General features: G+C 70.6%; 18 protein-coding genes. 4 read left to right on the top strand and 14 right to left on the bottom strand.

The features are described 5' to 3' along the window. Positions 1-2 precede the first annotated feature (2 nt). A complete protein-coding gene (locus tag J2S22_RS22535) occupies positions 3-380 on the top strand; it encodes a response regulator (protein WP_272777367.1) in 378 nt (125 codons plus the stop codon). Between the two features lie 53 nt (positions 381-433). Here the strand turns inward: J2S22_RS22535 and J2S22_RS22530 are convergent, their stop codons facing one another. The 10 genes from J2S22_RS22530 to J2S22_RS22485 all read right to left on the bottom strand — a co-directional run bounded on the left by J2S22_RS22530 (position 434) and on the right by J2S22_RS22485 (position 13,217). Continuing rightward, positions 434-1,069, bottom strand: a complete 636-nt coding sequence (locus J2S22_RS22530; RefSeq protein ID WP_272777368.1) for a hypothetical protein — start codon at positions 1,067-1,069, stop codon at positions 434-436. A 182-nt stretch (positions 1,070-1,251) separates the two neighbouring features. Further along, a complete protein-coding gene (locus J2S22_RS22525; RefSeq protein ID WP_272777369.1) occupies positions 1,252-2,178 on the bottom strand; it encodes a C40 family peptidase in 927 nt (308 codons plus the stop codon). A 5-nt stretch (positions 2,179-2,183) separates the two neighbouring features. Next, positions 2,184-4,214, bottom strand: coding sequence for a hypothetical protein (locus tag J2S22_RS22520; protein WP_272777370.1), 2,031 nt, complete (start codon positions 4,212-4,214; stop codon positions 2,184-2,186). 113 nt (positions 4,215-4,327) lie between these two features. Next, positions 4,328-6,367, bottom strand: a complete 2,040-nt coding sequence (locus tag J2S22_RS22515) for a YgiQ family radical SAM protein (protein WP_272777371.1) — start codon at positions 6,365-6,367, stop codon at positions 4,328-4,330. Positions 6,368-6,483: 116 nt separating this feature from the next. Then, positions 6,484-7,005 carry a class I SAM-dependent methyltransferase gene (locus J2S22_RS22510; protein ID WP_272777372.1) on the bottom strand — a complete coding sequence of 174 codons (522 nt, stop codon included), beginning with the start codon at positions 7,003-7,005 and terminating at the stop codon, positions 6,484-6,486. A 384-nt stretch (positions 7,006-7,389) separates the two neighbouring features. Continuing rightward, on the bottom strand, positions 7,390-8,448 hold the full coding sequence (locus tag J2S22_RS22505) for a ligand-gated ion channel (protein WP_272777373.1): 1,059 nt from the start codon (positions 8,446-8,448) through the stop codon (positions 7,390-7,392). Further along, positions 8,445-9,380 (bottom strand): cache domain-containing protein, encoded by a 936-nt coding sequence (locus tag J2S22_RS22500; protein ID WP_272840327.1) that lies wholly within the window; start codon positions 9,378-9,380, stop codon positions 8,445-8,447. Before J2S22_RS22500 ends, J2S22_RS22505 begins: the two co-directional genes overlap by 4 nt. Before the next feature lie 311 nt (positions 9,381-9,691). Beyond that, positions 9,692-10,855, bottom strand: a complete 1,164-nt coding sequence (locus tag J2S22_RS22495) for a hypothetical protein (protein ID WP_272777375.1) — start codon at positions 10,853-10,855, stop codon at positions 9,692-9,694. Positions 10,856-11,085: 230 nt separating this feature from the next. Next, the gene (locus tag J2S22_RS22490; protein ID WP_370878241.1) at positions 11,086-12,024 is read right to left on the bottom strand and encodes a phosphoribosylaminoimidazolesuccinocarboxamide synthase; all 939 of its coding nucleotides are present in this window, start codon (positions 12,022-12,024) and stop codon (positions 11,086-11,088) included. Between the two features lie 176 nt (positions 12,025-12,200). Next, a complete protein-coding gene (locus tag J2S22_RS22485; protein ID WP_272777377.1) occupies positions 12,201-13,217 on the bottom strand; it encodes an AraC-like ligand-binding domain-containing protein in 1,017 nt (338 codons plus the stop codon). A 408-nt stretch (positions 13,218-13,625) separates the two neighbouring features. Here J2S22_RS22485 and J2S22_RS22480 point away from each other — a divergent pair, with 408 nt between their 5' ends. Beyond that, a complete protein-coding gene (locus J2S22_RS22480; RefSeq protein ID WP_272777378.1) occupies positions 13,626-17,060 on the top strand; it encodes an autotransporter domain-containing protein in 3,435 nt (1,144 codons plus the stop codon). Between the two features lie 37 nt (positions 17,061-17,097). Here the strand turns inward: J2S22_RS22480 and J2S22_RS22475 are convergent, their stop codons facing one another. From J2S22_RS22475 to J2S22_RS22465, 3 genes are all read right to left on the bottom strand, one after another. Further along, on the bottom strand, positions 17,098-18,060 hold the full coding sequence (locus tag J2S22_RS22475) for a prephenate/arogenate dehydrogenase family protein (RefSeq protein ID WP_272777379.1): 963 nt from the start codon (positions 18,058-18,060) through the stop codon (positions 17,098-17,100). Between the two features lie 144 nt (positions 18,061-18,204). Continuing rightward, on the bottom strand, positions 18,205-19,296 hold the full coding sequence (gene hisC / locus J2S22_RS22470; RefSeq protein ID WP_272777448.1) for a histidinol-phosphate transaminase: 1,092 nt from the start codon (positions 19,294-19,296) through the stop codon (positions 18,205-18,207). Positions 19,297-19,448: 152 nt separating this feature from the next. Further along, positions 19,449-20,309 carry a chorismate mutase gene (locus J2S22_RS22465; protein WP_272777380.1) on the bottom strand — a complete coding sequence of 287 codons (861 nt, stop codon included), beginning with the start codon at positions 20,307-20,309 and terminating at the stop codon, positions 19,449-19,451. 262 nt (positions 20,310-20,571) lie between these two features. On the opposite strand from J2S22_RS22465, the gene metX reads away from it, so the two are divergent. Then, positions 20,572-21,774 carry a homoserine O-acetyltransferase MetX gene (metX, locus tag J2S22_RS22460; protein ID WP_272777381.1) on the top strand — a complete coding sequence of 401 codons (1,203 nt, stop codon included), beginning with the start codon at positions 20,572-20,574 and terminating at the stop codon, positions 21,772-21,774. A gap of 73 nt (positions 21,775-21,847) precedes the next feature. Next, positions 21,848-22,477: a methionine biosynthesis protein MetW gene (gene metW, locus J2S22_RS22455; RefSeq protein WP_272777449.1), complete on the top strand. Its 630-nt coding sequence runs from the start codon at positions 21,848-21,850 to the stop codon at positions 22,475-22,477. Positions 22,478-22,532: 55 nt separating this feature from the next. Here metW and J2S22_RS22450 read toward each other — a convergent pair whose 3' ends face one another. After that, positions 22,533-22,946: a hypothetical protein gene (locus tag J2S22_RS22450; protein ID WP_272777382.1), complete on the bottom strand. Its 414-nt coding sequence runs from the start codon at positions 22,944-22,946 to the stop codon at positions 22,533-22,535. Positions 22,947-22,958 lie beyond the last annotated feature (12 nt).

Genomic DNA, 22,958 nt, shown 5'->3' with positions numbered 1-22,958 from the left:
CGGTGGCCCGCATCCTGATCGCCGAAGACGAGGACACGCTGCGCACCCTGGTGGTGCGCGGCCTCACCCAGGACGGACACGACGTGATGGCCGCCGCCGACGGCGCCGAGGCGCTCGAGATCCTGGGCCGCGAGCAGGGGCGTTTCGACCTCCTGCTCACCGACATCCGCATGCCGCTGATGGACGGCATCGGTCTGGCCCTGTCGGCGGCGCGCGACTGGCCGGATCTGATCATTCTGCTGATGACCGCCTATGCGGACCAGCGCGAGCGCGCCCACGGGCTCGAGGCGCTGATCCACGACGTGATCACCAAGCCGTTCACGCTGTCCGAGCTGAAGGTCGCGGTCGGCGAGGCCCTGGCATCACGCGGCAAGGCGTGAGAACGGCGCGAGATCGCGCCGCCCTCCTGCATCGGTCTCTCGGACGCGGCGCCTTACGCAGCCGAGGCGACGCGCAGGCGCTCGTCGCCGTTCAGGAGCCTGGCGATCGCCTTCCAGAAATCCGCCAGGGCGCGCGGATCCGCGTGCCAGAGAGGGCCCGGCTCGGCCTTCGGGGGGCACGGCTCGGCACTCCACCTGGCCTGGCCCCAGTCCGTCCCGGGCGCGCACTGCACCACGACGGAGGCGACCATGGAACGGGGCACTGCGGTGGTCGGTCCACGCCAGACGGTGCCGTGGCCGGCTGTCGGAACACCGACCGTGACCCAGAAGCGGCCGTCGCCCGCCGGCGTCACCGCGAGCAACACGGTGCCGGCCTCCGTTTCGGTGCTTCCCACGACCGCGTGACCATCGCGCAGCGGCGACATCATAAGCGAGAAAATATCCACCTGACCTCCTCTCCGGTTCGAATAGAAAAACGACCAACCGACGATCGACGACGAGATTCGTCGTGCTATCGCGCACTCACTCGACAGTTCCGTGACGACCACACGAGCAGCGTGGTCGCGGTCCAAAAATAGGACGGCGGCCGCGACACGAACACGGGTGCGGGCCTGACGCCGCGCGCTCCCCTCGGGCACGCGACGCAAGAATGCTAACTTGATCTCCAAAGCCGCCAGAAGCCAGCACAACTACGGACACGTCCTGGGCGAGCCCCCGGGATGCGCGCCGTCGTGATCAGATCCGGACACCGGAAAAAGCCTTGAACTGCCGGCGGTTCCGGGCCGTCTGCGCCCTGCGGCGCACGCCGCGGATCATGCCCCTAAGACTATCGTCTGTCGGGCGATTCCCCTACGTGGCAATGCCGATCGCCTCATCCGGGACGGCCCACGCCGGTGACCGCGCCGCCGCCCGTCTCGGCGATGCGGCCGACGGCCGCGGCGATGGGCTCGACCACCACCGCCATCGCATGGGCATTGGCGTGCAGGAGCGTCGCCGCATCGCGCACGAGGGCGACATGGCCCCTCCAGAACACCAAGTCGCCGCGCCGGAGCGCCGCCGGATCGGAGGGAGCCTCGCGTGGCGCGCCGAGCGCCTTCTCCTGCATGTCGGTGTCGCGCGGACACGCGATGCCGCAGGCGTTCAGCACGACCTGGACGAGACCCGAGCAGTCGAACCCGGCGCCGGTCTTGCCGCCCCACAGATAAGGTGCTCCGAGAAATCTCTCGGCGACCGCGACCGGGTCGCTCTCGATCGTCTCCACGGGCGCCAGATGGGCCACCGGCACGTAGCCGCCGGAGGTCGTGACGGCGAAGTCGCCCTCGGTGCGGGCGATCGCGACGCGGCTGCCGAACGGCAGCGAGGCGACCGGCGGCCGCCGCACCGACGGCGCCGGCAGCATATGAGTGCGCAGCGCCGTCACGCGGTGGGTCGACGGCGGTCCCGGCGGTCCGAGCGCCCCGACAGGGACGTAGCCGACATACCCGTCGGTCTCGAGCTGGCCCCAGGCGAAGCCCTCCTCGCCGAGCTCGTAGACGGTGACGCGCTCGCCGGCGAGCGCCTCGGTGAGGAGCTCGGCATCGCCGGCCGGCGCCTTCCGCACGCCCGCCTGACCGACGACGATCTCCTGCAGCCGTCCCTCGACGTATCGTGCCACCGGAACGCGGCCTTCCAGCGACTTCGCCGCGAGGTCGGGTCGCGCCGGCGTGAGCCGCGGATCGAGACCGGACGACTGTGCCCGCGCAGCGAACGGCAGCAGCGCGGCGCCCGACAGCAGGGCGAGGACGTCGCGCCGACGCATGCGCCCTATCCCCGCGGCGGGCGGCGGCGCTCGGCGAACCAGGCGCGGTAGTCGGCCATCTTGGAACGCTGTGACGACGACGCCCTGCCCTTGCAGGTGGCGGCCTCCGCGCTGCCGTCCGGGGCGCCCCAGCGCAGCTCGACGCAGTCGTTGACGTTGTAGGCCATCTCCAGCGCCTTGACGCGATCGACCACGTCCTTGACCGTGAGCGTCCAGGGCGAGCCGTCGGTGCGTGGATAGCTGAACTTGCGCGACGACAGCTCCGCCGCCAGCACGCTCTCGAGCTCGGCCTTCACGGCGGCGACGCTCTGGCCCGCCGGCATGGCGTAGCGCTCGGGCCGTCGTTCCACCCGGTCCGGGAAGCCGCGCACGACGTCGATGGCGATCAGCAGGCGAAGGTCGCGCGACGGGGTCGCGAAGTCCTCCCACGCCCCCGTCGTCTCGAAGATCGCGGCACCGTCCGGCATCTCGGCGGTGCGGCCGGTGATTTGATACTTGCGACCATTCTCGACCGAGGTGATGCGGGCCCGCACCTGCTCGTCGAGCGCCTGGATCACCTCCTTCATGGCCCGCATCGGATCGAGCTGCGACGGCGAGATCACGTCCTCCATGCGATCGTAGAAGGCCTCGACCGACATCTTCGCCTGGTCGAGCGAGACGTCGCCATAGTTCGGGTTGCGGGCGATCTCCCGGTTGGTCAGCCGCCGCATCCCGCCATTCTCGGCCACGACCGGGCGGAAGCGCTTGAAGCCGGGGCCGCCGAGGGCCGGATCGTCGGCGAACAGGAAGTTGCCGCGCCAGAAGCGCTTGATCGCCACCGTGCCGTCCGGCTGCGCGTCGACGGCGAGCAGAATGCCGGCGCTGTCGGCGGTCTGCGGCACGCGCTTGGCGATCACCAGGAGATGGCCGTAGGGATCGGCATAGAGGGTGCCGGGCCGCAGCGTCTCCTGGGAGAGCGCCACCGGGTAATAGTCGGTGTTGTCGTCGGCGAGCGCCGTGCGGCCCGAGCCGGAATGGACGCCGTCGCCGATCGACCACTTGAGATAGTGGCCGAAGCCGGGGACGAGACCGGCCGGACGGGGCGGTGGCGACCATGGCTTTGCCGCGGGCTTGGCGGCCGCGGCCGCCGGCACCGGCGGCTCGGGAGCGGCGGTCCGCTGCTGCTGGCCCAGGAACCCGAACAGCCCGGGCGACGACGGCGGCACCGCGGGATCGGCCGAGGCGACGAGCTCCTCCGGGGGTGGTGCCGCGCGCGGCTCCTCCTTCTGGATGTTCCACCAGGCCGGACACCGGGGCGGCTGCCCGCCGCCGCCGCGCGTGCACTTCGCATAGCCGTAGGGAAGCCCCATCTTGAAGGCGAAATAGGCGCGCAGGAAATACGGAAGATCGGCGCAGTCGGGCCTGATCACGAGCCCGGCCTGGTCCTCGGCGAGGCCGAGGTGATCGAACAGCAGATTGCGCGAGCGATCGCGCAGCACCTCGTGCAGCGCCTTCCACGACGGCGGCGGCGCGTCGAGCGGCGAGTCGAACAGCTTCTCCACCCAGGCGGCGTAGAAATTCTCGTTGGCGCGGCTCCAGCTCGCCCGCACCGGCCAGACACTGCCCGCCTGCGTCTTCGGCCGCGGCGGCTGGGTCGCCTTGACGGCGATCTCGCGCGTGACGGTCGCGCATTCGGAGGACGCGTCGTCGCGCACCAGCGTCGCCCGCCAGGTACCGGCGGCCGGCTGCGTCACCTCGGCGAGCCAGAAATACGGCGGGCCTCCCATCCGGGCGCGGGTCCTGGCGGCGACGGCGCCGTTCGGCGCGACGAGCGTCAGCTCGCCCTGCAGCGGCTTCTCCGCCGTGAACAGCACGCGCAGCGGTGCGCCCTTCCAGGGCGTCACCGGGGACGGCAGGACCGCGATGCCGGCGGCCTCCTCGCAGGCGGGCGCGCCCTGGGCGCTTACGCCTGTGCCGGAGACGGCCAGTCCCGAACAGGCGACAGCGACCACCGAGGCGGCCGTCGCGGCGGCAGCGAGCCGACGTGCCGGAACCATGGAATCCCCCTGTTTCCATGAAAGCGCGGCGACAGAATACTGTGAAAGCTATGGCTGAACGATGGCGAAAACTGCGCCGGACTGTCTTCGACTGGTCGGTGGCGATCGCCTGCCTACCGCATCCGCACGCCCTTGGTGGTGAAACGCTGCGTCTTCGGCGTGCCGGCGCGGACCGGGCGGCGGGTGCCGGCGGCTTTTCCGGTTCCGGGCGGCTGGTGGGCCGGCACCAGCTGATCGGGGCGCGAGCCGATCAGGTCGGCGCGGCCCATCTCCTTCAGGGCGTCGCGCAGAAGCGGCCAGTTGTCGGGGTCGTGATAGCGCAGGAACGCCTTGTGCAGGCGGCGCTGGCGCAGGCCCTTGATCGCCTCGACCTTGTCGCTCGCGCCGTGCCGGACACCGCGCAGCGGATTGACGCCGGTGTGGTACATGGCCGTGGCGGTGGCCATCGGCGACGGCAGGAAAGTCTGTACCTGGTCGGCGCGATAGCGGTTCTTCTTGAGCCACAGCGCGAGGTTCATCATGTCCTCGTCGGTGGTGCCTGGATGCGCCGCGATGAAGTACGGGATGAGGAAGTACTGCTTGCCAGCCTGTTTCGCCGCCGCCTCGAACATCGCCTTGAAGCGGTCGTAGGCGCCGATGCCCGGCTTCATCATCTTGTCGAGCGGGCCGCGCTCGGTATGCTCCGGCGCGATCTTGAGATAGCCGCCGACGTGGTGCGTGACGAGCTCCTCGACGTATTCCGGGCTCTTCACGGCGAGGTCGTAGCGCACGCCCGAGGCGACCATCACCTTCTTGACGCCCTTGGTCTCGCGGACCTTGCGATACAGCCTGATCAGGTCGTCGTGCGAGGTGTTCAGGTTCGGGCAGATGTCGGGGAACACGCAGGACGGCCGCCGGCACGCCGCCTCGATCTTCGGATCCTTGCAGGCCATCCGGTACATGTTGGCGGTCGGCCCGCCGATGTCGGAGATGACGCCGGTGAAACCCGGGGTCCGGTCGCGGATCCGCTCGATCTCGCGCAGGATCGAGCCCTCGGAGCGGTTCTGGATGATCCGCCCCTCGTGCTCGGTGATCGAGCAAAACGTGCAGCCGCCGAAGCAGCCGCGCATGATCGTCACCGAGAACTTGATCATGTCCCAGGCCGGGATCTTCGCCTCTCCATACATCGGATGCGGCGCCCGGGCGTAGGGAAGATCGTAGACCGCGTCCATCTCCTCGGTGGTCAGCGGAATCGGCGGCGGGTTGAGCCACAGGTCGCGGTCGCCGTGCCGCTGGACGAGCGGACGCGCATTGCCCGGATTGCTCTCCCGGTGCAGCACCCGCGAGGCGCGGGCATAGGCGTCCTTGTCCTGCTCGACCTGCTCGAAGCTCGGCAGCCGGATCACGGTGTCGCCGGGCCGGCGGCTCGCGCCCTCCTCGGCCGAGTCGAGATCGTCGGCGTGCAGCTCGGTGTAGTGTTCGGGGACCCGGCGAAACAGCGCGACGCCGCGGACATCGGCGAGATCGCGCGGCGCCTCGCCGGCGGCGAGTCGATGCGCGACCTCGACGACGGCGCGCTCGGCATTGCCGTAGAGCAGCAGATCCGCCTTGGCGTCGGCCAGCACCGAGCGGCGCACCTTGTCGGACCAGTAGTCGTAATGGGCGATACGGCGCAGCGACGCCTCGATGCCGCCGAGCACGACGGCTACGTCCTTGAACGCCTCGCGGCAGCGCTGGGCGTAGACCAGCGTGCAGCGATCCGGCCGCCGGCCGCCCTCGCCGCCCGGCGTGTAGGCGTCGTCATGGCGCAGCCGGCGGTCCGCCGTGTAGCGGTTGACCATCGAGTCCATGTTGCCGCCGGTGACGCCGAAGAACACGTTGGGGCGCCCCAGCACCTTGAACGGCTCGGCCGAGTGCCAGTCCGGCTGGGCGATGATGCCCACCCGGAATCCCTGCGCCTCCAGGAGCCGCCCGATGATCGCCATCCCGAAGCTCGGATGGTCGACATAGGCGTCGCCGGTCACCAGCACGACGTCGCACGAGTCCCAACCGAGCCGATCCATCTCGGCGCGGCTGGTCGGCAGGAACGGCGCCGGCTTCCCGGACGCACGATGACGGGGCCAGGAAAAGAGCGGCTTCGCGGCTGCGGCTGCGATGGTGACGGGGATGGTCATGCCCGGAGGCTTATAGGGCCGCCCCGGCGAGTTCAACCGCGGCCGCGCTGTGTCGACCGGCGCGGATGCCGCACCCCGACGCGGAACGGTACCTTTATGCGGTGCGGTCGACGCCGTCAGAGCGGCCGGCGCGCCAGCATATTGAGGTGCCAAGGCTCGACGTCGGGCCCCTCGTTCACGCGCTGGATGTCGACGAACCCGGCCTCGGCCATCTCGTGCGCCAGTGACGATTCGACATAACCCCAGCGGTGGGCATCCTCGCGACTGCCGCCGCGCACCTCGTCGCGCCAGCCCCAGAAGCCGGCGCAGGCATGGTCGTACTGGTTCGGGAAGACGCTGGAGGAGAGCCCGAGCACCTGGCGGGCATGAAAGGCGATGTCCGGCACGATCACGTTGACGAGTCCGCCAGGTCGGAGCAGCCGCAGCCAAGCGCATAGCGCGAGGCGTGCATCATCCGGATCGAGATGCTCGAGCATGTGGCGCGAATACACGAGCGCGGCGGTACCCTGAGGAAAGCGCTCGGTCTCCCAGGCATTGGCGACCACGTCGGCGGCGGAGTCGGCGCGTACGTCGACGTTGACGAAGCCCGCCTTGCGCGAGTTCCCGCACCCGAAATTGTACTTCGTCACCCCGTCCACGCTGCGCCCCTCGACCAACGGCCGCCCAGGTGGTCGACGATCGTGCCGTGCGGACACCAGCGGCCCACCGACGCCGTCGCGGAGCGGCTGCCCTTTATACGGGCGGGCGCGGTCGGCCCGGCGGACTTGTTCATCAGTCCCGCGGACTGTGCAATCCACCGTGTTCAATGCCCTCCGCTGCACGGCACAGGGCAAGGACGGGCGTCAGATCACTCCCACCAGCCACAGCACGAGAACGACGCTGAGCGGGACGCCCAGCCACCACAAAAGGATCGGCATTATCTGTCTCCGGGGTTCGATGCCACGCGGGGTCAACCGCGGCCGGCCGCGAGGCGTTCCCGCACCTCCGGAGGTATTTCTGCGACGCTCCGCCTCACCCCGTCGTCACCCCGGCAGGGCACGCACCGCGATGCCGACGCACACGACCAGCATCATCACCGGCAGGCCCCAGCGGATCTGGCGGCGGAGCTCGAGGCAGGCGGCGTGGAAGCGGCGGGTCGGATCGGCGCAGGCGGCGGTGAGCCCGACCTCGATCATCAGCACCAGCACCAGGTACAGGTAGCCGAGCGAGATCATCTGGGCGACCGGCGTGTTGAGCGAGATCGCGCCCGGGAAGCTCGACTCGAACGTGAAGCTCAGCGCCGCGAGGCCGAGCAGCGAGGAGAAGATCATGGTGCCCTTGTCCTTCTCCTGCTCGCGCAGCGCCGGCGACCAGAGCACGAACAGCGACACCGACAGCACCGCGAACAGCGGCACGAAGATGCGCAGGATGTAGCGGTCCGACTTGCGCGCCAGCTCGACCGTCGCGGCGAGCCGCGAGTAGCTGCGCGCGTTCCAGCCCATGACCTCGTCGTTGGCGAAGCGCAGCCGCACCGGCCGCCAGACCACCGGCGAGGACTCCTCGACGCCGGACAGCAGTCGGTCCGTCTCGGTGGTGATCAGGATCGCCTCCTGCTTGGCGTAGCGCGGCAGCGACAGCGACAGCACGAGGTTCTGTCGGTCGAACGGGAACGCGTCCATGTTCATGCGGAACCGGAAATCGCTCTCGAACCGCTCGATCAACACCACCTCGCCGTTGGCGTAGGTGGCGACCGCGACGGTGCGCGACTCCCGCCCGCCGACCTGGTTGTCGATGACGAGACCGGGCGTCCAGATCGAGGCGAGGAAGGCGTCCGCCTCGCCGGCGACACGGTCGACGCGCGCACTGCCGACCGCGACCGCGTCGAAGGCGAGCCGCGGGTCGCGCCAGCGCTGGGTGATCTCGACGAAGAAGCGCCCCTCCCCGGCCGTCTCCTTGACGTCGAGCACGTCGAGGACGCGCAGCGCCACCCGCACCCGCACCGGCAGCTCGACCCCGGCCGGCAGGCCGGTGCGGGGCTCGTCCGCGGCGGCCGCGCCGATCAGCAGGACCGCGAGCGCGAGGCCGGCCAGGAGCAGCCTCACGGGCGCCCCCGCCCGAGCACGGCGCGCAACAGCACCGCGAAGACGATCCAGGCGAGAATGCCGCCGCACACCGCCGCGACAACGAGCTCGGTGCGCAGGCGACCGCGGTCGTTCGGAATCTCCTCGATCGCGATGGTCATGCCGACCAGCCGGCCCGAGAAGTCGACCAGCGGCTGCGACACCACGCTGAACGGCCGGCCCTCGATGTCCCGCGTCTCCACCTGCACGTCGCGCAGCGCCCGCATGCGGGTGCTCTTGAGCAACGCGGCGAAGCGGTCGTCGTCGGTCGACAGCGCCAGCACGAGGTCGCCGAAGCGCGGCAGCTTGGGATCAAGCGCGACCCCGACCATGGCCGGCGCGATCACCACGGCGACGTCGGCATTGGTCGACGCCTTCACGAGATCGAGGATCGGCCGCATGTCGAGCCCGACCTCCATGGTGCCGACCGGCTGCTTGCCGCTCTCCCCGGTCGCGGTGCGCTCCACCAGCGCGACGCCGCGGATGCCGAGGCCGGCGATTCCAAGCTCCACGCCGGTCTGGGCACGGCGGCTGCGGTTGGCGGCGACGATCATCGGCCGGAAGCCCGAGATGTCGTCGCCGAACGTATCCGGCCGGTGCATGCGCAGCAGGTAGCGGAGATCCATCGTGTGATAGCCGTAGATCTGAACGCCGGCCTGGCGATTCAGGTAGTCGTACGGCCCCTGCGACAGCACCTGCAGGCGGGAGCGGTCGAGCACCGCCAGCGCGTCGGTCACATCGGGGCGCCGCGCCGTCGCCTCGGCGAGCGACAGCGCGAACTTGCCGGCATTGTCGAAGGCGCCGGTCAGCGTGGCGGCGACGAGCCGCATGCGGATGTCGCGGTCGCGCGCGTCGGCAGCGTCCTGGGCGCGCAGCTGCAGCAGCACCATGCCGACGAGCACGATCGCGATCACGAGCGCGACGGCGGGCGCGACGAGGCGGACGGCACGCGAGGTCCGCCCGCGCGACGGCGCGACGGCCTCCGCGACCGGCGGAGCAGAAATTTCAGAGGACATCGATGGGTGGGACGCTCGAGGGAAAGTCGGGGATGTGCGGACGCGCGATGCGGCATCCACGGTGCAGATAGGCGAAGGTCAGTCACGGCATGAGGCGGGGGCCCTCGGCGGTGGCATGATGCTGCCGCTGCTTCTAGCCAGCCCCGGACTGCCGCGCAAGCCGGCGCGGCACACGCAAAGCGTGCACGTCAAACGTCAGCCGGCGCGCCTCAGAGGCTTCCCCCGCCGAGCAGCGAGCCGGTCGAGGCGTTCATCGCATCGACCATGTTCTGGATGCTGGTCACGGTGCGGTAGTTCTTCAGGACGTTGTCGGTGAAGCTCTCGCCGAAGCCGAGCACGGCCCGCTCCTCGGCGCTCATCGACGAGTACTGCCGGATCAGGGCGACGCTGCGGGCCGCCGGATCGCTGCCCGAACCGGTGAAGGCGGAGAGGAGCGTCGTCCGCGTGCGCTGCTCGAGCGCCTTGCGGGCCGCGCGCGCCTCGGAGACCGAGAACTGGCCGTCGGCGTTCTGGGAGACGACCGCGAGCGTGCGGTTGTCGAAGGCTTCGAAGTCGACCATCCGGCCGGTGCGGGTGCCGTCGAACACCAGCTCGGTGCCGTCGTCGCGGGCGCGGCCGGCCTGGGCGTCGAGCGCGGCGCGGGCGCGGGCCGCGAGCGTGTCGGCCGTCGCGGTCTTGCCGCCCGAGCTCGTGCCGGGCGCCGGCGCGTCCAGCATGGCGCGGACGGGATCGTTCTCGTCGCCGGTGTCGGGCGCCTTGCCGAAATCCGCGCGCGCCGCGGCGAGCCCCTGCGTGACCGCCTCGCGCCGTGCCGCCCAGCCCGCCGTCGCCCGCTCTTCCGGGCTCGCGGCGTCCAGATAGTCGGCGGCCGCGGCGTAGAGACCCGCATAGTCGCCGGTGTGGCGGGCGATCACCGCATGCGGGGTGAGCGCATCCTCGAAACGCGCCTGCAGCACGGACGCCGCGGCCGTCTTCTCGTCGGCCGTGAAGAGATCGCCGGTGCCGGCGGCGACGACCGCGAGCGTCGCCCGGTCCTGTGCCGTGAAATCGACCGCCACCTGGCCGTCGACCAGGGCCGAGCCGATGCCGAGCGACTTGTACTCCTGATCGAGCCAGGCCCGCGCCGCCTGGGCGCGCGCCATCGCCGAGCCCGACGCCGCGCCCTTGCCGGCCGCCGTCATGGCCGCCAGATAGGCCTTGGCCTCCTCCGACAGCGTCAGCACGGTGGCCGAGTCGCCGGACCGGGTCGAGGTGGAGGTCGTTCCGGTGCCGCTCGATGCGGTGGATTGGGTCGGCGCGGTGCCGGCCTTCTGTCCGTAGGAGCCCGTCGTGTAGCTCGACAACGCGCCCGTCAGACCGGTCAAGGCCGACATGGGAGCCTCGGCTTGATTGTTTCTAAAGAAATAATCAAGCCGACATGGTTAACGAAGCGTAAAGAAGCACCGCGCCGTCATACGGCATCGCCTTCTCTCGTCTGAGTCATTCCGGGGCGGCGCGCAGCGCCGAACCCGGAATCCAGCCGAGGACACAGAGTTTGCCGCTGGATTCCGGGTTCGCAGCTTCGGTGCGCCCCGGAACGACCAAAGAGCAAGCCCCGCGCGGATCAGATCCGATAGGCCGCCAGATTGTCGGCGATGCGCTCCGCGAGCGGGCGTCCACTTTCACGCGGCGTCAGCGTCTGGCCGGTGAGGCGGTGGAAGATCTGCTGATAGCGGGCCGACAGCTCGGCGACGAGCTCGGCCGGCGCCGCGGGGATCACGGCGTCCTTGTAAGGATCGCAGTGGTCGACGAACCAGCGCCTCAAAAACTCCTTGTCGAAGTATTCGGGCTCCTGCCCCGCCGCGAAGCGCGCCTCGTAGCTGTCGGCCATCCACCAGCGCGACGAATCCGGCGTGTGGATCTCGTCGATCAAAATGAGGCGGCTGTCGGCGTCGAGCCCCATCTCGTACTTCGTGTCGACCAGGATCAGGCCGCGGGACAGCGCGATCTCCTGGCCGCGGCGGAACAGCTTCTGGGCCGCGTCCTCGACCTGCTCGAGCAGGTCCTTCGACAGCAGGCCGCGCTCCAGCACCTGCGCCGGCGTGATTGTCTCGTCGTGCGTCGCCTCCTTGGTGGAGGGCGTGAAGACCGGCACGGGCAGCCGCTCGTTCTTGCGCATGCCGTCGGGCAGCACGAAGGAGCCGAAATCGCGCCGGCCGGCCTGGTAGTGGGTCCAGATCGACGTCGACGTGACCCCGGTCAGGTAGCCGCGCATGACGATCTCGATCCTCAGCGGCGTGCAGCGGCGCGCCACCGTGACGTTGGGATCGGGCAGCGCGATCACGTGGTTCGGCAGGATGTCACGCGTCTCCTCGCACCAGAAGGCGGCGGTGCGGTTCAGCACCTCGCCCTTGCCCGGGATGTGGGCGACGATGCGGTCGAACGAGGAATGGCGATCGGTGGTGACCAGCACCAGGCGGTCCGGCTGCACGTAGATGTCGCGCACCTTGCCCTCGATGCGCTCGCCGAGATCATCGAAGTCGGTGCGGCGGAGGGTTTCCAGGGCCGAGCCGCCGTCTGTCATGTCGCCTCTCTCCCGATCGTCGCCACGCTCGCCCGGCGCGACCCGTCGCCCGCGCTGTAGCATGAGTCCCGCCCGGTTTCCCGGCTTCTTTGGTCAGGGTTGCGGCATCGGCGTGGCCGGCTCGAGAGTGGTCGGCCCGCGGGTCGCGGCCGGGCTCAGGCCCGGCCCAGCTTGCGGAGCACCTCGGCGGGCTTGGGCGCCCTGCCGGCGTCGCGAAGCCAGGCGCGCGAGATCTCTCGGATCTCGCCCGGCGTCACGCCGAATTGCCGGCGGAACGCCCGCACGAAGGTGGTGTCGCTGCTGAACCGGAGATCGATGGCGAGATCGATCAGGCGCTCGTGGCGCATGTCCGGCGCGACCAGGAGCTTCAAGGCGCGCGCGAGGCGCCGGTCCTGCACGTACCGGGTCAGCCCGCCGTCGCCTTCGAACAGGCGGTAGAGGCTGGCGCGGGATAGCCCGAACTGTCGACCGAGCGTCCCGGCGGTCAGGTCGTCGGTCTCGAGATGCGCCTCGATGCGGCGCTTGATCGCCGCGAGCAGCAGATGGCGGTCGGCCCGCGCGGCCGCCTCGGCCGTGTCGGCGGCCCTGCCGACCGCGGCCGCGACCATCTCGGCCATCGCCTCGACCGCGTCCGAGACGTCGCCCGCCGGCGGCGCGGGGTGCTGCCGCAGAGCCGCGATCTGGCCGGCCAGAAGCTGCGCCCGGCGGTCGTCGTGCCGCAGCACCGACGCGGTCGCCGAATCCGGATGCGCGAGCCGCGGCGCCAGCACGGCGCGCGGCAGCACGACGGTGGCGATCCGGGATCCCGCATGGTCCGCCTCCGTCAGCCAGGTCCGGTTCGGCTGGGCCATGTCGACGAGGCAGATGTCGCCCGGCCGCACCGTGACGTGGCGGCGCCCGGAGGCGAACTGCATCTCGCCCGCGAGGCAGAGGGAGACGAGATAGTGATCCATGTCGCCGCGGGCGATGTGGGCGGGCGTGCGGACATAGCGGAGGCCGGTCGAGACCGAGTCGAGAAGCAGCGCTTGGCCGATCGCTATCGCCCGCGAAGAGAACCGAAAGACCTCCGGGTCCGTCAGGGTCGTGACATCGCACAGCTCGACGGTCGCATCGCGCATCGCGGCGAGCGCCGAAGCGCCACGGAAGCACTCGCTCTTCGGGGGTTCTTCCAAGCGGACTCTCGTCTGGGTCGCGGGCATGTTCCGGGGCGCGTGGCCTCGTCGCACTTCAACTCGTGTCGTCATCATATCACGCGCGAAACAGTCCGGAAATTTGACCGCGCCGGCAGCCGCATCGTGGAGCCGGCATCGTCACGCCGCCGGATCGAACCGCGCGTCCGACCGCTGTGGCGGACCGGCAACAAGCGGAAACCAAATCCGTCGCTGAGACGCTCGGCACATCGCGCCTCCGCCGGTTCGTTACGCTGTGTTGCTCGATCATCCGCAGAGGACCGCACCGTGGCCCCCCGACTCCCGCGACGTCCCGCCTGTCTCGGCCTCGCCGACCGCCGCCTCTCCCGCGCGGCCGGCAGCCCGGGACGATCGCGGCGCCGCGCGCACCGGCGGCTGGGGGTCGTTCTTGTGCCGCTTGGCTGTCTGATCCTGGCGAGCCCAGCCCGCGCCGGGATCGACGCCTACGGCCTGCTCACCGGCATAAATACCGACCCTGGCGCAATCATCGCGTTCTCCACCCTGACCAACACGACCATCGGCTCGGTCATCACGGTCGGACGCTATCCGCAGAATGCCGTGTTCTCGCCGGACGGCCGATACGCCTATCTGGTGAGCGCCGGGACCAACACGGTCACGGTCCTGGACGTGGCGGCGGGAGCGATCGTCACGACGATATCGGTGGGCCTTCGACCCTATGGGATCGCAATCAGCCCCGACGGACAATATGTCTACGCCTCCGCCGTGGACAGCAACTCGGTCTCGGTGATCTCCACGGCCTCCAACCAGGTCGTCGGCTCCCCGATCCCGGTCGGCTCGGGCCCGTACGGCGTCACCGTCTCGTCGGGTGGCAACCGCCTTTATGTGGCAAACCTGAACTCAAACAGCGTGTCGGTCGTCGATACGACGACCCGGACCGTCGTCGCCACGATTGCCGTGGGCAGCAGCCCGAGCGGCATCGCGTCGTCGCCGGACGGCACCAAAATCTACGTCGCGAGCCAAGGCGGCTCTGTCTCGGTCATCGACGTCGCAACTCAGTCGGTAGTCGCCATCATCCCGCTCAGCGGTGCACCCTTGGGCGTCACCATCTCCCGTGATGGCACCCGCGTCTACGTCAACAACCAGTTAGACCAGCTCTTTGTCATCGACACGGCGACCAATGCCATCGTCGCCACGGTGTCGGCTCCCAACGCAACCGGCGTCACGGCGGCGCCGGACGGCTCGCGGATCTATGTGTCGAACGGCAACGGTGCCTATGTGTTCGACACGGTGACCAACACCATCGTCGGCACAGTGAGCACGCCGATCACCTCCGGTCTCAACGTCGGCACCGGCTGGATCGGTCCCAACATCATCGTCGCGACCGGCGGCGCCGTGTCGGCCGGCAGCGACGCGGCGCTGACGGCGCTCGGCCTCGACCAGTACGTCATCTTCAACGGCGGCACCCTCAAGCTCGACGGTTCTTTCAGCACCGCGAAGACGATCTCGCTGCTGGCGCTCGGCGGCGTCGTCGACACCAACGGCTTCGACCTGACGCTGTCCGGCACGATCATCAACAACGGCATGCTGACCAAGGCGGGGCTGGGCACGCTGACGTTGACCGGCACCAACACCTACACGGGCGGCACCCTGGTCCTCGGCGGCCTGATCAACTTCAGCGCCGCGAACAATTTCGGCACCGGCCCGATCACGCTCGACGGTGGCGGCCTGCAATGGGCGACCGGCACCTCGACCGACATCTCGGCGCGCCTCGCTGCCATCGGCGCCAACGGCGGCACCTTCGACACCAACAGCAACACCGTCACGTTCGCGACCGGCCTGACCGGCACCGGCAGCGTCACCAAGGCCGGCGCCGGCACGCTGACGCTCGCCGCCGTCAACGGCTACACGGGCGCGACCGTCATCAACGCCGGCACGCTGGCGCTGAGCGGGGCCGGCAGCATCGCGGCGTCGAGCGGCGTCGGCATCGCCGCCGGCGCCACCTTCGACATCTCCGCCACCACGGCCGGCGCCACCATCACGACGCTGGCCGGCGTCGCCGGCAGCACCGTCGATCTCGGCGGCAAGACTCTGACGCTGTCGAACGCGTCCTCCACGTTCGCCGGCGATCTCACCGGCTCGGGTGGCCTGACGCTCGCGGCCGGCGTCGAGATGCTGACCGGCGCCAGCACCTACACGGGTGCCACCACGATCGACGGCGGCGTGTTGTACCTCGGATCCGGCGGCGTCATCACGGGCTCGGCCACCAGCGTGAACGCCGGCGGCACGCTGGCCGGCACCGGCACGGCCGGCAGTGTCACGGTGAACAGCGGCGGCGTCTTCGCGCCCGGCACCGGAACCGCCGGCACCACCATGACGGTCGCCGGCAATCTCGGCTTCACGGCGGGCGCGATCTATCAGGTCGCGCTCGACCCGACCTCGGCGTCGCAGGCCGTGGTCAGCGGCGCGGCGACGCTGGCCGGCACCGTGCAGGCCTATTTCGCCGCCGGCAGCTACGTGACGAAGAGCTACACGATCCTCACCGCCGGCAGCCGCAGCGGCACGTTCGACAGTCTGGTGACCAGCAATCTTCCGGCAGGCTTCATCGCCGCGCTGGACTATTCGGCGCCGAACAGCGTGTCGCTCGATCTCATGCTCGGGCTCGACAGCGCCACCGGCCTGTCGCGCAACCAGGCGGCCGTCGCAGCATCGCTCAGCCGGTACTTCAACTCCGGCGGCGCGCTGCCGCCCGGCTTCGTCTCCGTGGTCGGCCTCACCGGTCAGCCTCTCGCCCAGGCTCTGACCCAGCTCTCCGGCGAGGCCGCGACCGGCGCGCCGCAGGGCGCGTTCCAGATGATGACGGCCTTCCTGGGCCTGATGACCGACCCGTTCGTCGACGGCCGGGCCGGGACCGGCATCGGCGCGAGCCAGGGCGGCGCGCTCGGCTACGCCGCCGCCGACGCGCCGCGCTCGCCCGCCACGGCGGCCTTCGCGGCGCTGGCGAAGGCGCCGGCCGCGGGTTCGAGCGGACCGCGCTGGAGCGTCTGGGGCTCGGCCTATGGCGGCTCCGGCCGGATCGAGGGCGACGCGATGGTCGGCAGCCACGACCTGTCGGCCCGCGCCGCCGGCTTCGCGGCGGGCGGCGACTACCGGGTGACGCCGTTCACCACGCTGGGCTTCGCGCTCGGCGGCGGCGGCACGAGCTGGAGCCTCGCCCAGGGGCTCGGCGGCGGCAGCAGCGATGCGGTCCAGGCCGGCGTCTACGGCACCTCCACGTCCGGTCCCGCCTATCTGGCGACCTCGCTGGCCTTCGCGGAGCACTGGGTGTCGACCGACCGCACGACGTTCGGCGGCAGCCGGCTCACCGGCCGCTACGAGGCGCAGAGCTGGGGCGGCCGCGCCGAGGCCGGCTGGCGGCTCGGATGGCTCGGCGCCGGCGTCACCCCCTACGCGGCCGTGCAGGCCCAGGCCTTCGTGATGCCCGGCGTCGGCGAGAGCGATCCGAGCGGCGACGGCTTCGGCCTCGCTTACGCGGACCGCACCGCGACGGCGCTGCGCACCGAGGCCGGCGCGCGGCTGGAGACCGTGGTGGCGGTGACGCCCGACGCCGCGCTGGCGCTGCGCGGCAAGCTCGCCTGGGCGCACGACCGGGTGAGCGATCCCACCCTCGCGGTCGCGTTCCAGGCGCTCCCCGGCGCCGGCTTCGTGGTTGAAGGCGCCACGCCGGCGCGCGACCTCGCCCTGGTCTCGGCCGGCGCCGAGATGCGCTTCGCCAACGGCTTCGCGCTCATGGCGAAGTTCGACGGCGAGGTCGCCGGCCACAGCCGCACCTTCGCGGGCACGGCCGGCCTCCGATACTCCTGGTGACGGCCGGACCGCGAACGGCCAAGCTCGACGACAGCGGCTACTCCCCTTCCGCCATGTAGGGCCGCGGCAGCGGCGGCAGCTTCCGCTGATGCGGACGGCCGAAGTCGGGCGCATCGGAGTCCTGGCCGATCTGGACGATGCCGCGGCGGATCGCCCGCGTGCGGGTGAACAGGTCGAACAGCGTGTCGCCGTCGCCGCGCCGGATCGCGCGGGTGAGCTTCGAGAGATCCTCGCCGAAGGTGCCGAGCATCTCCAGCACGGCGTCGCGGTTGGCGAGGAAGATGTCGCGCCACATGGTCGGGTCGGACGCCGCGATGCGGGTGAAATCGCGGAAGCCGCCAGCCGAGAACTTGAGCACCTCGGAGCGGGTGACGCGGCCGAGCTCGTCGGCCGTGCCGACGATCGTGTAGGCGATCAGGTGCGGCAGGTGGCTGGTGATGGCGAGCACCAGGTCGTGGTGCTCGGGCGTCATCGTCTCGACATTGGCGCCGATGGCGCTCCAGAAGGTGGCGAGCTTGTCGGTCGCGGCCGGATCGGTGCCCTCGGGCGGCGTGAGGATGCACCAGCGGTCGATGAACAGTTCGGGAAAGCCGGCGTCGGGCCCCGAGTTCTCGGTGCCGGCGACCGGATGGGCCGGCACGAAATGGACCCCGGCCGGGATATGCGGCGCCACGTCCTTCACGACCGCCGCCTTCACCGAGCCGACGTCCGAGACGATCGCGCCCGGCGCGAGGCGCGGCGCGATCTCGGCGGCGACGGCGCCGCACTGGCCGACCGGAATGCACAGGATGACGAGGTCGGCGCCGTCGACGGCGGCGGCGTTGGTGTCGACCACCCGGTCGGCGATGCCGAGCTCGGCGACACGGGCGCGCGTCGGCCCGGAACGGGCCGTCGCGACGATGCTGCGCACGACCCCCTGGGCGCGCGCCGCCCGCGCGATCGAGGAGCCGATCAGCCCGACGCCGATCAGCGCCATGCGATTGAAGAGGGGTGTGGTCATTCTCGCTCAACCTTCGTCATGGCCGGGCTCGTCCCGGCCATCCACGATCTTGTCGAAACCACGTCCGAAAGACGTGGGTGCCCGGCACGAGGCCGGGCACGACGGAGCTGTTTCAGCGGCCGCGTGTCCGATCCAGCCGAAGCCTCATGCGGCCATGAACTCGCCGAGCGCCTGCACCACGAGGCGGTTGGCCTCCTCGGTGCCGATGCTCATGCGCAGCGCCCCGGGCAGCCCGTAGCTCGCCACCGCGCGCAGGACCAAGCCGCGCGTGGTGAGGAACGCATCGGCGGCCTGCGCAGTCTTGCCGTTGGTGCCCGGGAAGTGGATCAGCAGGAAGTTGGCGACGCTCGGCGTGACGGTCAGGCCGAGCTTGCCGATCTCCTCGGTCAGCCAGGGCAGCCATCGATCGTTGTGGGCGCGCGAGCGCTCGATGTGCTCGGCGTCCTGGACGGCGGCGATCCCGGCCTCGATCGCCGGGGCATTGACGTTGAACGGCCCGCGCACCCGGTTGACGGCGTCGACCACGTGGGCCGGGCCGACCATCCAGCCGAGCCGCAGCGCCGCGAGCGCGTGGATCTTCGAGAAGGTCCGGCACATCACGACGTTCTCGCTCTCGGCGACGAGCTCGAGCCCGGTCGAGTAGTCGTTGCGGCCGACATATTCCGCATAGGCGGCGTCGAGCACCAGGAGGATGTCCGGGCGCAGGCCGCGATGCAGCCGCTTCACCTCGTCGTATGGGATGTAGGTGCCGGTCGGGTTGTTGGGGTTGGCGAGGAAGATGACCTTGGTGCGCGGCGTGACGGCGGCGAGGATGCCGTCCACGTCCGTGGTGAGGTCCTTCTCGGGCACCGAGACCGGCTTGGCGCCGGTCCCCATCGTGGCGATCGGATAGACCAGGAAGCCGTATTGCGAGTGGATCGCCTCGTCGCCGTCGGCCAGATAGGCCCGGGCGATCAGGTTGAGGAGGTCGTCGGAGCCGGCCCCGCAGACGATGCGGTCGGGATCGAGCCCGTACACGCCGGCGATCGCCTCGCGCAGCCGGGTCGCCGCTCCGTCCGGATAGTCCTCGAGATGCGCGGCGACGCCCTTGTAGGCCTCGAGGGCGCGCGGGCTGGGGCCGATCGGCGACTCGTTCGACGACAGCTTGAACACCTTGGCGACGCCGGGGGCGCCGCTCTTGCCGGGCACGTAGGCGGAAATCGACAGGACGCCGGGACGCGGCTGCGGACGGGACAGGGACATCACAAAGGACCTTCAGCAGAATGCGGTCGTTCTGGCGGCCGTCATGGCCGGGCTCGTCCCGGCCATCCACGACTTCGGTCCCGCGGAGGAGGAAGGCGCGTGGATGCCCGCCCAGGCGGGCACGGCGACTCGGATGGCGCGGTCGGTCAGTGCCCGGTCGGAACCAGGGCGCCTTCCGCCGAGACGGTATAGCGGGTCGCGTGGCCGCCGACGAGGGTCTGCGAGCGTACCGAGGCCCCCGCCCCGATCAGGGCCGCCACGACCTCGTCGATGGTGCGGCCGGCCGGGACCGATACGAGGAGCGCTGCCCCATCGAAGGCGCCGTCCGGCGCAGAAACAACCTCTGCGAGCATTCCGGCCGCCTGCGCAGCCTTCAGGCTCCAGCCCGAGACGCGGACGCTGTGCAGCCGCACCTCGGTGACCAGCGCGTCCGGGTGCGGCCGCGCGATGGCGAAGACCGGCAGGCCGGCCGGGTGGTCGGCGCGCTCGACGAACGGCAGCCGGGCGATGATCTTCGGAGCGTCCGCCGCCTCCAGGGCGGCCCACCAGGCCCCGGCTGCCGTTCCGGCCGCCGGCACCAGGCCGAGGTCGCCATGGGCGCCGTCGAGCGCCCGGATCACGCCGGCGGCGCCGAGATGCCCCTCGAACGGCACCGTGAAGCCGAAATGGAAGCGGGCGCTGTCGCGCATCGCCGCCTCGCCGGTCGAGAGGTCGGCGTGCACGCGGTACGGCGCCTGCACGTAGGTGAACGTCGCGATGATCACGCGAAGGATGCTCTCGGCCGTGTCGAGCGGCAGAATTCCGCGGTGGCGCTCGACCAGGCGGCGCATCATCTCGGCCTCGCGGGCCGGCCGGAACGCCGAGCCGGTCTCGGCCGTGCGCTTCACCTCGATCAGCCGGGCGATGATGTCGCCGCGCTCCATCAGCAGGCGGTGCATGGCCTCGTCGATGCGGTCGATCTCGGCCCGCAGGGCGGCGAGCGAGGGGACGGGGGCTTTCGCTTCCATGGCGGTCTCCGGGCGCGGGCTTTCCGCCCATCTCACGGAGGTGGTTGATAATTTGCTGCCGGTGCGAACGCAAAGAAAACATTGACAGGACGCCGCTCCGCCCTATTTAAGCCCGGCCCGTGTCGCGTCCGGGCGCCGCGCGGCGGCGGAATCCGGTTGCCGAAACCCCGGTTTCCGCCGACCATGGCCGGCTCGACCAGTTGCGACACCCGGGCGGGCACCCCTCGGGTGCGACATCCTCGGGAGGCCCGTCCCCACCGCGATGAGCACGACCCCCGCCAAGGCCGAGACGAAGAAGGCCGAGACCAAGCTGCCGGTTCTCGTGCGCGAAGCCGACCATCCGCGCTCGCAGCTCGCCGTGTTCGACCATCGCAAGCCGCTGCAGCTCGATTGCGGCGTGGCGTTCTCGCCGTTCCAGATCGCCTACCAGACCTATGGCAGCCTCGACGCCGAGAAGAGCAACGCCGTCCTGATCTGCCACGCGCTGACCGGCGACCAGCACGTCGCCAACGTTCATCCGGTGACCGGCAAGGGCGGCTGGTGGGACATCATGGTCGGCCCCGGGCGGCCGATCGACACCGACCGCTACTTCGTCATCTGCTCGAACGTGGTCGGCGGCTGCATGGGCACGTCGGGGCCCTCCTCGACCAACCCGCTGACCGGCGAACCCTACGGGCTCGACTTCCCGGTCATCACCATCAAGGACATGGTGCGGGCCCAGACCATGCTGCTCGACCATCTCGGCATCGACTCGCTGTTCGCCGTGGTCGGCGGGTCGATGGGCGGCATGCAGGTTCTCGAATGGTGCTCGAGCTATCCGGAGCGTGTCTTCTCGGCGCTGCCGATCGCCACCGCGACGCGCCATTCGGCCCAGAACATCGCCTTCCACGAGGTCGGCCGGCAGGCCGTGATGGCCGACCCGGAATGGCGGAACGGCCGTTATTTCGTCGAAGGCACCAGCCCGCGGCGCGGCCTTTCGGTGGCCCGCATGGGCGCCCACATCACCTATCTGTCCGACACGGCGCTGCACCGGAAGTTCGGCCGCCGGTTCCAGGACCGCGAGAACCCGACCTTCTCGTTCGAGGCCGATTTCGAGGTGGAGAGCTATCTCCGCCACCAGGGCTCGACCTTCGTCGAGCGCTTCGACGCCAACAGCTATCTCTATCTCACCCGGGCCATGGACTACTTCGATCTCGCCGCCGATCACGGCGGCGTGCTGGCCAAGGCCTTCAAGGGCACCCGCACGCGCTTCTGCGTGATCTCCTTCACCAGCGACTGGCTGTTCCCGACCTCGGAGTCGCGCGCCGTGGTGCACGCGCTGAACGCCGGTGGGGCCCGTGTCTCGTTCGCCGAGATCGAGACCGACAAGGGCCACGACGCCTTCCTGCTCGACGAGCCGGAGCTGCTCGGGATCGTGCGCGGCTTCCTCGATTCGGCCGGCCGCGCCCGGGGCATCGTCAGGTGAGGAGAGATCGCTGTGAGGATCGTATCGTGAGGATGTCGCCGTGATGCTGTCCCGCGCGCCGCGCGACCTCACCATGGCCGAGACCGTCCGCGGCCCGGGCGGCGCCCGCGTCGACCTGCTCCAGGTGTCGGAGATGGTCGAGCCGGGCTCCCGCGTCCTCGACGTCGGCTGTGGCGACGGCGAGCTCCTGCGCCTCCTGGAGGCGCGTGGGGTCGACGGGCGGGGCATCGAATTGTCGCGCGAGGGCGTCAACGAGTGCGTCGCCAAGGGTCTCGCCGTCGTGCAGGGCGACGCCGACACCGATCTCGCCAGCTATCCGGACGACGCCTTCGACTATGTGATCCTGTCACAGACCCTGCAGGCGACGCGGCGGCCGCGTGACGTGATCGAGCACATGCTGCGGATCGGCCGGCACGCCATCGTGTCGTTCCCGAACTTCGGCCACTGGCGCATCCGCCTGCAGCTCCTGTTCTACGGCCGCATGCCGCGCACCGCGAACCTGCCCGAGACGTGGTACGACACGCCCAACATCCACTTCTGCACCATCAAGGACTTCAACGACATGTGCGCGCTGGTCGGCGCCCGCATGGAGCGCGCCGTCGCGCTCGACCCGTGGGGCACGGCCCTGAAGATCGACGCCCCCTGGTGGTTCTGGAACCTGTTCGGCGAGCAGGCGGTGTTCCTGCTGAGCCGCAAGCCCTGACCGCGGCCCTTCCGGGGTGCCGCGCAGCGGCGAGCCCGGAAGACGGGCCTCGATCTCACCGCCGCTGCTGCACGGCGGCAGGCGCGGGTGCCGGTGCCGCTGCTCCCGCCGGCGCCGGGGCGCCGGGCTCGATCGAGCCGCAGTTCTTGTCCACGGCGGTCTGGCGCAGCATCTTCTGCTCGGCGCGGGCCTGGGCGAGGTCGGCCGAGTAGGCGGCGGTGCTGACCACCTGGCCGCCCGGCTCCTGGTTGGCGCGGGCGATGAGGTCGTTGAGCTGCTTCTCGCGGGCGACCGCGCCGGCGAGCCGGGCGGGCAGATCCTGGCAGCGGAGATAGTCGTACTTGCCGGGTGCCGCGTAGAGGATGCCGAGGTCGAGATTCTGGGCGCATCCGCCGAGCAGGGCGCCGGCCAGCAGAACGACCGCCGATACGCACGGCGCACGGCGGCGCGCCGCCGCCGGGCGGGACACAGGCCGGTCCTG

The organism is Rhodoplanes tepidamans, from assembly GCF_030813915.1.
In the GTDB taxonomy this organism is placed as follows: Bacteria; Pseudomonadota; Alphaproteobacteria; order Rhizobiales; family Xanthobacteraceae; genus Rhodoplanes; species Rhodoplanes tepidamans.
The sequence above is the reverse complement of the archived record's forward strand: the minus strand, read 5'-3'. Positions and strand labels throughout refer to the sequence as shown.